Source organism: Danxiaibacter flavus (genome assembly GCF_041060425.1).
Classification (GTDB): Bacteria; Bacteroidota; Bacteroidia; order Chitinophagales; family Chitinophagaceae; genus Danxiaibacter; species Danxiaibacter flavus.
The window spans coordinates 1,112,156-1,124,437 of record NZ_JAULBC010000002.1; the positions used below are offsets into that span (position 1 = coordinate 1,112,156).

Consider the following 12,282-nt stretch of genomic DNA (forward strand, 5'->3'; position numbering starts at 1 on the left):
TAAGGTGTACGATGTGAGGCGTGAGGTTTAAAGTTGTAAGTAATACGTTGTACATTTTTCGCAACCTAAAATTTCACCAAAGTTTCTTAATTTCTGAAATTATGAATTGCCAAAGCTGATAGCTGACGGCTGACAGCTAATAGCTAATAGCTCATAGCTTTTTTCCTTAATTTGCACCCATGCTTCAACAGTTACACATACGGAACTACGCTATAATAGATGAGATAGAGATTAGCTTTTCTCCTAACCTGAACATTATTACTGGTGAAACCGGCGCGGGAAAAAGTATTGTGATGGGCGCACTGAGCCTGATATTGGGTGAACGCGCAGATACATCCGTGTTAATGCATTCGGACAAGAAATGTTTTATTGAAGGCTTTTTTAAAGTTGAAGACAAACAAGCGGTTAAAGAGTTTTTACAGAAAAATGAACTGGATAATGAAGAAACCCTGGTGATAAGAAGAGAAATTGCATCAAATGGAAAGTCCAGGGCATTTATCAACGATACACCGGCCACTTTACAGCAACTAAAAACACTGGCATCGCTACTTGTTGATCTGCATCAGCAATTTGATACGCTGGAGATTGGCGACAGCGATTTTCAACGTGAAGTATTGGACGCACTGGCAGGGAATCAGTCTTTGCTGAACACTTATTCCGGCGTTTACAAACAATGGGCTACCAGCAAAAAAGAACTGGAGCAACTGGTCTCTCAAAAAAATAACTTCACCAAAGAACTGGATTACTTCAGGTTTTTGTTTGATGAGCTAAGCGAAGTAAATCTGCAGCCGAATGAACTTGAAGATCTCGACAATGAATTAAAACTTCTCACCAATTCAGAAGGCATCAAAACTGCATTATCAAGAGTTGCTTTTGATCTGAAGGAAAGCGAGGTACCTGTTATTCAAACAGTAAAACAACTGGTGAATCAGCTTCACGGCTTTTCATCTTTTCATCATGATCTGCCGCCGTTGATCAACAGACTGCAAAGTGTACATATTGAACTCCAGGATATAGCATCTGAAGCCGAAGGCATAAGCGACGCTGTGAACTATGATGAGCAGCGAATTGACTGGATCAACGAACGCATAGCCGCAGGATATAAATTATTGAAAAAACATGGTGTAAAAACCACTGCCGAATTGTTGCAACTGCAAAGTGAACTGGAACAGAAATTACAGGCAGTACTGCATATTGACGATGCTATTGTAGAAAAAGAAAAGCAGGTAGAAACGCTCTTTAAACAAGCCAATACCCAGGCGGAAAAAATTGCCGCTCAGCGCAGGAAGCAAACTTCACCATTGGAACAAAAGGTTAATGCCTTACTATTTCAGGTAGGTATGCCTAATGCAAGAATTAAGGCTGAAGTAAAAGATACCGAACTGAATGCAACAGGGAGCAATGAAATTGAATTTCTTTTTGACGCCAATAAAAGCAACCGCTTTGAGCCAATAAGCAAAGTAGCGAGCGGCGGTGAACTTAGCCGTTTGATGCTTTGCATCAAATCACTCGTAGCTCAATCTATTGATCTCCCCACCATGATCTTTGATGAAATTGATACCGGTATTTCCGGAGAGGCTGCCAAACAAGTGGGCGTTATTATGAAAGAACTGGCCAACAGCAGGCAGGTAATTTGCATCACCCACCAACCTCAAATCGCCGGCAAGGCCAACGCTCATTTCTTTGTATATAAAGACGTAAAAGGCGATTCTGTAAAAACAAATATCCGCCAGCTTGCCCACGAAGAACGCATAAACGCCATCGCCCAAATGCTTAGTGGCGAAAAACCAACCGCCGCAGCGCTGGAGAATGCGCGGGAAATGGTGGGGGCGTGAGGGGCGTCAATGGTGAATGGTCAATAGTGAAAGATGCAGCAGGTTGCAGTTTTTGCAGACAGGCTTTACTAAGTACGATTTACGAAGTACGAAGTACGTTGACTCAGACTCGTTCATTTTTTTGCGGATCTTCTAAAAAAGAACTTGCGATGCTCCTTGGGTGAATTTACGATGATGTCCGGCGATTGTCCACATAATAGCAAAATATTAAACAGACCAATGAATCCGTAACAGGCCTCACCTTTCACTATTGACCATTCACTATTGACTATTCCGCCTGTCCAGATCAACAACCTGCTCCTCAGTTTCAGATGCAGCAGGTTGCAGTTTTTGCAGACAGGCTTTACTAAGTACGATTTACGAAGTACGAAGTACGTTGACTCAGACTCGTTCATTTTTTTGCGGATCTTCTAAAAAAGAACTTGCGATGCTCCTTGGGTGAATTTACGATGATGTCCGGCGATTGTCCTCATAATAGCAAAATATTAAACAGACCAATGAATCCGTAACAGGCCTCACCTTTCACTATTGACCATTCACTATTCACTATTCCGCCTGTCCAGATCAACAACCTGCTCCTCAGTTTCAACCGCTCCCACCTTTCACTATTCACCATTCACTATTGACGATTTTCCCTCCCCACAATTTTTCCATTTCTCAATTATTAGTGTTTTCTTTGTCGTTTTTAGAATACTTGTAAAAATTCAAGCAATCCATATGGCATACAATCTACTAAAAGGCAAACGTGGCATTATTACCGGCGCATTGGACGAAAACTCCATCGCATGGAAGGTTGCAGAGAAAGCGCATGAAGAAGGCGCCACATTTGTATTAACCAACGCCCCAATTGCTATGAGAATGGGCGAAATAAAAGTGCTTGCTGAAAAAACAGGATCAGAGATCATTCCTGCTGATGCAACAAATGTTGATGACCTGACCAACCTGTTCACCAAATCCCAGGAAGTATTGGGCGGCAAAATCGACTTTGTACTGCATTCTATAGGTATGAGCGTTAATATCCGTAAGAAAATCCCTTATACTGAATCTAACTACGATTATTTCATGAAAGGGATTGACGTTTCGGCTATGTCTCTGCACAAAATGCTGAGCGTTGCTCGTAAACTGGATGCTATCAATGAATGGGGAAGTGTTGTTGCCCTTACATATATGGCGGCTCAGCGTACATATCCGTTCTATACAGATATGGCTGATATCAAAGCTATGCTTGAATCGATCGCCCGCAGCTTTGGTTATCATTATGGAGTTGAAAAGAAAGTTCGTATCAATACTGTATCCCAGTCTCCTACCAAAACCACTGCAGGAAGCGGCATTAAAGGTTTCGGTGACTTCTTTGATTTTGCAAATGCAATCGCTCCTTTGGGTAACGCCGATGCTGAATCTTGCGCAAACTATTGTGTTACGTTGTTCTCTGACCTTACCAAAATGGTTACCATGCAGAACCTGTTCCACGATGGAGGTTACTCTTCAACCGGCATTAGCATGGACGTAATGGAAAGACTCGGCGTAGAAGAACAAAGTTAAGTACGAAGTACGAAGTTAAAAGTACGTGGAGGCGAGTGGTTAACTGATTTTTTACCTGTTCATAAAAGTACGAGGTACGAAGTTAGAAGTACGAAGTGCACTGTCTCACTTGATTATTTGTAACAGCTAAATATAACTTAACTAAAAAAGCCGCGAATCATATCACTCGCGGCTTTTTTATTTCATATTTCAGTAAATCAACAGGCTAAAAAAATATAAAACTGTCTCACCTGCGTACTTCGTACTTCTAACTTCGTACTTACCTCACTCAACCGGCCTAAAAAGAAAGTTAACCGGTATCACCTGCGTACTTCTTACTTCTAACTTCGTACTTACCTCACTCAACCGGCCTAAAAAGAAAGTTAACCGGTATCACCTGCGTACTTCGTATTTCTAACTTCGTACTTATTATTTAGCGTATTTATCCTGCCATGCCAGCATTCCGCCTACAAGGTTCTTAGGGTTTTTATAGCCCATCTGCTCCAGGAACATTGCCGCAATACCGCTGCGGTTTCCGCTACGGCAGTAAACAACTATTTCCTGGTCTTTCCAGTCTTCGATATCATCCAATTGCATGGTCTGGATTTTGCCAACAGGCACGTGCTTTCCACCAATATTAAAGTCTGCTCTTTCGTGATCTTCACGAACGTCAAGCAGGTTTACATTTTCACCTGCGTCTAATCTGCTTTTCAATTCTTCAATAGAAATATTCTGCATAATAATCTGGTTATTGAACGTTTGATGGCTGGCTGATTATCCCTGCGGAATCCATTGCAGGTTTGGTATCACTCACCCAAATATCAATTAACTGCCCGGCCCTGATCTTGTTTGAAACCATTTGTCCGTCACCCACTATGTTGTATGGCTCCGGATTTTGCCGCACAATATACGCATTTTCCTGGTTGGCTACTGCCGCATCTGCGTTATTGATCGTGCTTATACCTATACTCATGGCACTTAAAAAACTCCTGGCATCTTTCACCGTCATTCCGGTAAGATCGGGCACATCAATCAGAGTGCTGCCCACTCCGCTACCAATTACCAGGGCAATGGTACTTCCCATATTTATTTTGGTACCTGGTTTTATGGGATTATTGTTATATACCTGGTCCAGAACAGCATTTTTCGCGATATCCGGCTTGTATGAAACCTCGCCCATTTTTAAACCGAGACTTTGCAGGTATAACTGTGCACTCTTAAAAGAAAATCCACGCAAATCCGGCATTTCAACCAGCGGAGGAATAGAGCGGTTAATGGTTAAGTATATGGTTCTGTGTTGCTTAACGAGTGCGTCTGCCTCCGGTGATTGCTTTACGGTAACCTGCTTAGGCAAGGTATCTATGTAAACGGAATCCTGTACCGTAACATCAAACCCCTGTGCTTCCAACGCAGTTGTCGCTTCGGCAACAGTTTTCCCTACAACTGAAGGGACTCTTGCATTTGCATCATGATGTGTCAGCCACCCCAGCGAACTAAAGAAACCAAAGAACAATAACAATGCAAGCACAATTGCTATTAAAATATTTACCCAGAAAGGTTTTGTCGTAATGAATTTGAACACTTAATATATCTTTTTTAAGAAAATACGCTAAAATACCGGGGCATTCCCGTTGATCAGGCCTTGATGGCATCCTCTATTACTGCTGTATAAAACTCTTTAAGCGTCCATCCCATCGCCCTTACCTGTTGAGGCACTATACTCGCCTCGCTTTGACCGGGAACCGTGTTAACTTCCAGCATAAACGGCTCCTGCCTTTGTTCATTGTAAATAAAATCAATTCTGACTATACCACGGCAGTTTAATAACTCATACACTTTTTTTGCCGCGGCCCTCACTTTTTCAGCAATTGCCTCGTCTGCGTTTGCGGGAGTTATTTCCTGGCTTTTACCAAGATATTTCGCCTCATAATCAAAAAAGTCCTTGTGAGTAATCACTTCAGTAATGGGTAACGTAATAATCTTACCGTTTGTTTTAAAAACACCAATAGTAAACTCTCTTCCTGCAATAAATTCTTCAACCAGCAGCTGATCATCTTCGTTAAATGCTTTTTCCAGCGCAGCTGGCAAGGCTTCAGCTTCCGTTACTTTACTCATACCGATGCTGCTGCCACCATTGTTCGGCTTAACAAAAACCGGCAATTGTAATTGCTGCAAAATGGCTTCGGCACTTATGGGTGAATGCTTGAAGATATGCAAAGAGCGCGCAACATTTATTCCGCCAAAAGCAGCAACAGCTACAGTGTAGCGTTTATTAAATGTAAGTGCTGAAGTTGCGGCATCGCAACTTGTGTAGGGTAAATTAAGCATATCAAAATAACCCTGCAACTTTCCGTCTTCGCCAGGCGTACCATGAATGCACATCAAAGCCGCGTCAAAGCTGATCTTACTGCCATTGGCATTGACGGAAAAATCACTTCTGTCAACAGGCGTTTTATTTCCGTTTGCATCTATATAGTTCCAGCCTTCCGGGTGGACATCAATTTTGTATACTTCAAATTTTTCCTTGTCTACATTATTTTCAACAGTCACCGCACTTTTATAACTGATCTCTGCCTCCCCACTGTAACCGCCTGTTACCAATGCTATTTTCTTTTTCATCTGTTATTCTTTGTTTCTTTTAGATTAGCCGGAATCCGGCGATAGAACCTGCAATACGGAAAACCTCGTTAATGATGTTTTGCCGGGCCTGACTTTCAAAGATAATGACCTAATGCATTTAAGCTATTGCCTATGAAATTTTAACGAAAGAAACCGGCAGTTATTTCCAAACAAAAAGGTGAAGAACATACATCCTTCACCTCACGTTAGCGGGAAATATCACCCACCGTTATTAATGTCGCCTCGCAGCAACAATCATTTACATAAAGGTAACCACCCCGGTAATAGAGTGCAAAAAAAGTTTCGCACACTGCCGCCGGACTACATTATGTGCAATTTTTCCTTTTTAGCCATCAGTTCATCCACAGTTTCCTGGTACATTTCATCCGGAACGCAGCAGTCAACCGGGCAAACGGCTGCACATTGAGGTTCCTCGTGAAAACCCTGGCATTCGGTGCATTTATTTGGAACAATATAGTAAGTATCAACACTAATTGGGGCAAAACGCTCGTTTGCGTCTACCTGGCTTCCATCCATAAGTGTAATAGATCCTTTAACGGTTGTTCCGTCGGCTATGGCCCATTCTACTCCCCCTTCGTAAATGGCATTATTTGGACATTCTGGTTCGCATGCTCCGCAGTTAATACATTCATCTGTTATTTTGATTGCCATATTATTTGATTTTTGTGATTGTAAATTTCAGAATTTTGCGGCTGCCGCAAGTCAGTGCCGTTTACTTAAGTATCTGCCGGACCTTATCCGATCGCAGCAATTATTGAATAAACCGCACTACGCCGCAAATATAAATCACAAGAGTTAATATATGTAAGATGACTTTACAACAACGTATAGAATTATTGGCACAATTGGGTTCTTATATTGAAAACAATGACACGGAATGGCAGATGATAAAGGAAAGAGCGGGCAGGCAAAATCCGTGGTTTATTCCTGAGTTTATTGACCTGGCTTCGACAGCGCTTTCCCGTGAATTTCTTACACGACCTGTATTGGAGGAATGGACAAAAAATTATGGAATTCCGCAGGAAAACCCACATCCAAAGCTCGTAGGCATTGTTATGGCTGGGAATATTCCGCTTGTAGGCTTTCACGATTTCCTTTGCACGTTTATTACCGGCCACCGCATGGCTATTAAACTTTCTTCGAAAGATGATGTGCTGCTGCCGCATCTTGTAGCCAAATTGGAAGAATGGAATCCGGCAGCAAAAGGACTCGTTCAATTCGCGGAGACATTAAAAGGATGTGACGCCTATGTAGCAACCGGCAGCAATAATTCCGGGCGTTATTTTGAATACTATTTCAGTAAATATCCAAACATTATCCGCAAAAACCGGACGTCTGTCGCTGTCCTGGACGGACAGGAATCAGCCGACGATCTAATCAATCTTGCCAAAGACATTCAGCTTTATTTCGGGCTCGGCTGTCGCAACGTTACGAAGTTGTATGTTCCGGAGAACTATAATTTTATGCCGTTACTGGAAACATTGAAACAATATGATTACTTCCTCGAATTTCATAAATACAAACACAATTTCGACTATCAGCTGGCGCTACTGATCATGAACAATAAATATTACATGAACAGCGGGGCAGTGGTTGTTACGGAAAACAGTTCGCCTTTTTCGCCCATCAGCCAGGTACATTTTGAGTATTATACCGACAAGGATGCGTTGCTGGAAAGCCTGAAAGGTAACGAGGCTATACAGTGTGTTGTAGGTAAGGATAACATTCCTTTTGGCAGCGCACAGCAACCTTCGTTGATAGACTACGCCGATGGAGTAGATACTATGGCCTTTTTAAAAGACCTGTAAACCTGATAAATATTGCTTTGTCCTGGGTTGGTGATTTTATCCGACGGGACAAGGCAATTATCTCTTCCAATTTCACAGACTGAATGGCAGCTTTTTCAATGCTTAAAAAACAAATTACATCTGCATTCAAGCCATTGCCTTAACAAGCATTTCAGCCTCCTGTGTCAGAACTCATTTTCTGAAGCTTTGATAACCAATATATTGAAGTAATTCCACGTTCCCTTCCTTAAAAAGACCTGCATCTAATTCAGCTTTTAGACTTAAGTACTTTGTACTTCGTAATTCGTACTTACTTCTTTGCCTTCCATGGAATTCTATGCCATTTTCGCACTTACATGCTTATCTTTATGACAGTAATTGTTAACACCTTTACGCAAGTTTGACAGAACTACGACAACCTTCGTCAAACTTATGTTAAAAGGAATATTTTATTAACGCACGATTAAACAGCTTCGTTTATTTGTTGTCCGAAAGGCATATTATTTGACATTAAAGAACAGTCAATTTTGAACTTTAAAAATTTAGAAGAACAATGAAACTCAAAAGTATTTTATTGATAGTTGCTATCAGTGCATCTACCGCTGTTTTGAGTGTTTGGGGATACAGCAAGTGGATGCAAAGTCAATACGCAGGTGTACAGGAAAATGGAAAACTACCAGTTAACTATGCAGGATTTTTCAATAAAGATAATGCAGCAGGACCAGTCGATTTTTCCGCAGCAGCAACTTCTGCAACCCCCGCCGTTGTACACATAAAAACAAGAACAAAACCTAAACAGGTTAGCAACAACCTGCCTAAGCAAAGAAATCCATTCTCTGACTTTTTTGGAGATGATGATCCGTTCTCCGATTTCTTTGGCGGTCCCCAATCAAGGATGACTCCTGAGCAACGCGCCAGCGGTAGCGGTGTATTGATCAGTGCGGATGGATATATTGTTACAAACAATCACGTAGTTGAGGGCGCTGATGAAATAAATGTAACACTGGCTAACCGTAAAACTTATAAGGCTACAGTTGTAGGAACAGATAATAACAGTGATATCGCAGTTATTAAAGTTGAAGGCACAGGTTTACCTTACCTGGTTTACGGAAACAGTGATGATACGCGCTTAGGCCAGTGGGTACTGGCAGTCGGTTATCCTTTGAACCTTGATGTTACCGTAACGGCAGGTATAGTTAGTGCGAAAGCAAGATCAATCGGCATCAACAGAGGCAACTCTCCTATCGAATCGTTTATTCAGACCGATGCAGCTGTGAACCCCGGCAATAGTGGAGGTGCGTTGATTAATACAAACGGTGAGCTAATCGGTATTAACTCTGCCATCGCATCTCCTACAGGTTCTTATGCAGGTTATTCTTACGCAATACCAGTAAACATGGTTAAGAAAATTGTGAATGACCTGATTAAATTTGGTACAGTTCAGAGAGCTTATATCGGAATTCAATACCTGAGTGAACAAGCATCTGACGAGCAAAAGAAACAGCAAGGTATTAAAGAAGGTGACGGTGTTTATGTAACTGATGTTCCGAAAGACGGCGCAGCTTACCAGGGCGGTATTCAGAAAGGTGATTTCATCACCAAAATAAACGGAGCAACAATTACAAGTGGTCCTGAATTGCAAGACCAGGTTGCACGTTACAAGCCCGGTGACAAGATCAGCCTGACGTATGTTAGAGCAGGTAAAGAAAACACAACTACTGTTACGCTGAAAAACAAAGCGGGTACATATACTGAAGTCAAAGCGGAATCAGCCCTCGATAAATTAGGTGCAGAATTAGCGAATCTTGATGCTGCCACCGCTAAGAAAAATGATATTACCGGAGGTGTGGTAGTTAAGAAAATAGGCAATGGTATTTTGAAGAGAACAAGAATGCAGGAAGGATTTGTAATCACCAGCGTAAATGGTCAGCCTGTAAACAATATTGATGAACTGAAAAGTGTTCTTGCAAGCACCCAGGGCACTGTTAAGATTGAAGGTATTTATCCGGGTTACGAAGGTTCTTACGCCTATCCGCTTAACCTTAACGGATCCGATAAAGGTAATGACAATGGGGATCAATAAGAGGACTGAATGGTGAAGAGTGATAACTCAGCGTGAATAGTGAATGGTGAATAGTGAAAGATTGATTCAATGATTATAAAGAATAGGCCGGCTTTTATGCCGGCTTTCTTTTTTTGGTGGATGGTGAATAGTCAATAGTGAATGGTCAATAGTGAAGTGTGCAGCATTGATTCCATTTTCGTTCTTCATCATAGTCTTTGCTGCAATCAACGTGTAACGTACTACTTACAACTCATTACTTCCGAAAACGTCAAAAGTGAATAGTCTATAGTGAAATATGGAGCATTGATTCCATTTTTGTCAATCATCATCTTTGCTGCCATCAACGTACAACGTACCACTTATAACTTTTAACTTCTGACATTACACCGATGCATAAACAAAATACTCCCAGGGTTGCAATTCAAATATCTCACGCTCGTTCAGGTGATGTTGCAGACCTGAAAACAGATTAATATAACCACCTTTTAGAGACGCATCTGCAAGATCGATCTTTACCCGTTCTGCACCGGATAAATTTAATATCACCAAAACTTTCTGATGATCTTTAACGAGCAGGTAGGCTAATATTTTATCATCTGCATCTGTAGAAAACCAAACCATCCTGGCTTCATTGTGCAATGCGCTGTTTTCTCTTCGCAATTGCAGTAATGTCTTGTAAAAAACATGTAATTCTACCGGCTCGTGCCATTCTATTACATCCTTTTCAAAAAACTTTAGACGCTTGTTATTGGGCAACTCCTGGCCACTATAAATTAATGGTAATCCTGGCCAGGTGACACTAAAAATTGCAAATGCTTTTGCAGCCGGACCATACTTTTCAGACTCAGTTCCGTTCCATGTATTTTCGTCGTGATTGGCGGTAAAAAAAAGCTTCCATCCTTTTGCATGATAATTTGCATAACCATGCAAAATGTTGTTGATATCACCCAGTCCAATTTCATTTCGCATGAATTTTTCCGTGGCATGCATCCATTTCCAGGCATAGGAAACATCAAATACTTCCAGGTATTTTTCTTCATCACATTCAGCAAGCCAGAAAAGAGGCCTCGTTTCCTCGCAGGCTTTTCTCGCTTCCTTCCAGAAGTCCAGCGGAACAAGATGTGCCATGTCGCACCGGAAGCCATCTATATTACATTTCTCCACCCAAAACTGCATACATTTTATCATCTCCCTCCGAAGTGCTGCATTTGTGTAGTCGAGATCTATTACATCGTCCCAGCCGTTCAGCTCTACAAAATTTCCATCCGCGTCCTTCCTGTACCATTCAGAATGTTCTTTTGTCCAGTGATGGTCATAACCCGTGTGATTTGCCACCCAGTCAATAATTACTTTAAACCCCAGATCATGCGCAGCGCTTACCAGTGTTTTGAAATCTTCTAATGTTCCGTATTCCGGATTAATCGAGGTATAATCGCTGCAGGCATAATAACTGCCCCGTGTCCCCAATCTTTTTTCCTTGCTTATCGGCGTTACGGGCATAAACCACAGTATCTCAATCCCCATATCCCTCAGCCTTGGCAAATGCTGCTGAAAAGCACTAAATGTGCCTTCCGCGGTATATTGCCTTGTATTTACTTCGTATATGTTGGAGCCGTAAGCCCAATCGATCGTCTCAAATTTTATGCTCATGTTTGTAGCTTTCAGCAGTCAGCTATCAGCTTTTAGCTGAGGCATTCTGCGTAGTTCAGAACGTTATTGATACAGCAATATTCACGTATCGGTCTATTCTGTGATCTCGATCCTGTTTCCCTCGGGATCGGCAATAACACTTTCGTAGTAGCCATCGCCGGTTACCCTTGGTTCTCCCAAAACAGCAAAGCCATCGGCCCTTAAAGTCTTCGTCAGGGTGTCGACTTTCTCGCGGCTTCCGGCGGAAAATGCGAGGTGAACAAATCCGGGATTTTCGGCTCTTGCTATAACGGAAGAAACATCTGAAATACCAGGCTTTTTCATCAACTCAAATCTTGCACCGGTTGCAAAACTTATGAAATAAGATTCAAATCCCCTGGTTGTATTGCTTCGATAGATCTCATTAGATGTTCCCTCAAAATAGCGGCAATAGAAATCTTTCATTTTTTCAAGGTCGTTGCAATAAAGGGCAATATGTTCTATATGCATACAATTATTTTACTATCCAGTAATAAACGGCACCCAGCAAAAGAATTAGCTCTGTCACCCATATCCATACAAGGCCCCTTGACTGAAGATAGCGTTTTAAGAGGAAATCAAGAATGAGCGGAACTATACTGAGTAACACGAGCGGAATAAAGAACCCAATTCTGTATTTAAACGTATCTCCTCCTGTTAGTAAAAAAGAAAAAGCTGCAACAATAGCAGTGGAGGATGCGAGTATAAAAGGAGTAATCCTTTTCAGATACTTTATCATATTTCAAAAATAAGAAAGCCTCCCAAA

11 protein-coding genes are annotated in these 12,282 nt (G+C 41.6%); 4 read left to right on the forward strand and 7 right to left on the reverse strand.

Features of this window, described 5'->3' with window-relative positions; genetic code table 11:
- Positions 1-179: 179 nt before the first annotated feature.
- Positions 180-1,835: a DNA repair protein RecN gene (recN, locus tag QTN47_RS10070; protein ID WP_369329232.1), complete on the forward strand. Its 1,656-nt coding sequence runs from the start codon at positions 180-182 to the stop codon at positions 1,833-1,835.
- A 717-nt stretch (positions 1,836-2,552) separates the two neighbouring features.
- Positions 2,553-3,377: an enoyl-ACP reductase FabI gene (locus tag QTN47_RS10075; RefSeq protein WP_369329233.1), complete on the forward strand. Its 825-nt coding sequence runs from the start codon at positions 2,553-2,555 to the stop codon at positions 3,375-3,377.
- 408 nt (positions 3,378-3,785) lie between these two features.
- On the opposite strand, the gene QTN47_RS10080 is transcribed toward QTN47_RS10075, so the two are convergent.
- The 4 genes from QTN47_RS10080 to QTN47_RS10095 form a co-directional block, all read right to left on the reverse strand.
- On the reverse strand, positions 3,786-4,094 hold the full coding sequence (locus QTN47_RS10080) for a rhodanese-like domain-containing protein (RefSeq protein ID WP_369329234.1): 309 nt from the start codon (positions 4,092-4,094) through the stop codon (positions 3,786-3,788).
- 10 nt (positions 4,095-4,104) lie between these two features.
- Positions 4,105-4,938: a PASTA domain-containing protein gene (locus QTN47_RS10085; RefSeq protein WP_369329235.1), complete on the reverse strand. Its 834-nt coding sequence runs from the start codon at positions 4,936-4,938 to the stop codon at positions 4,105-4,107.
- A 53-nt stretch (positions 4,939-4,991) separates the two neighbouring features.
- Positions 4,992-5,975 (reverse strand): D-alanine--D-alanine ligase, encoded by a 984-nt coding sequence (locus QTN47_RS10090; RefSeq protein WP_369329236.1) that lies wholly within the window; start codon positions 5,973-5,975, stop codon positions 4,992-4,994.
- A 321-nt stretch (positions 5,976-6,296) separates the two neighbouring features.
- Positions 6,297-6,647 (reverse strand): 4Fe-4S dicluster domain-containing protein, encoded by a 351-nt coding sequence (locus tag QTN47_RS10095; protein ID WP_369329237.1) that lies wholly within the window; start codon positions 6,645-6,647, stop codon positions 6,297-6,299.
- Between the two features lie 158 nt (positions 6,648-6,805).
- Here QTN47_RS10095 and QTN47_RS10100 point away from each other — a divergent pair, with 158 nt between their 5' ends.
- Together QTN47_RS10100 and QTN47_RS10105 are read left to right on the forward strand one after the other, a co-directional pair.
- Entirely contained in the window at positions 6,806-7,804 is a 999-nt protein-coding gene (locus QTN47_RS10100) for an acyl-CoA reductase (RefSeq protein ID WP_369329238.1), read from the forward strand.
- A gap of 532 nt (positions 7,805-8,336) precedes the next feature.
- Positions 8,337-9,866, forward strand: coding sequence for a Do family serine endopeptidase (locus QTN47_RS10105; protein ID WP_369329239.1), 1,530 nt, complete (start codon positions 8,337-8,339; stop codon positions 9,864-9,866).
- A gap of 363 nt (positions 9,867-10,229) precedes the next feature.
- Here the strand turns inward: QTN47_RS10105 and QTN47_RS10110 are convergent, their stop codons facing one another.
- The 3 genes from QTN47_RS10110 to QTN47_RS10120 form a co-directional block, all read right to left on the reverse strand.
- Positions 10,230-11,498 (reverse strand): alpha-amylase family glycosyl hydrolase, encoded by a 1,269-nt coding sequence (locus tag QTN47_RS10110; protein ID WP_369329240.1) that lies wholly within the window; start codon positions 11,496-11,498, stop codon positions 10,230-10,232.
- 93 nt (positions 11,499-11,591) lie between these two features.
- On the reverse strand, positions 11,592-11,987 hold the full coding sequence (locus QTN47_RS10115) for a VOC family protein (RefSeq protein WP_369329241.1): 396 nt from the start codon (positions 11,985-11,987) through the stop codon (positions 11,592-11,594).
- A 4-nt stretch (positions 11,988-11,991) separates the two neighbouring features.
- Entirely contained in the window at positions 11,992-12,255 is a 264-nt protein-coding gene (locus tag QTN47_RS10120) for a hypothetical protein (protein ID WP_369329242.1), read from the reverse strand.
- Positions 12,256-12,282 lie beyond the last annotated feature (27 nt).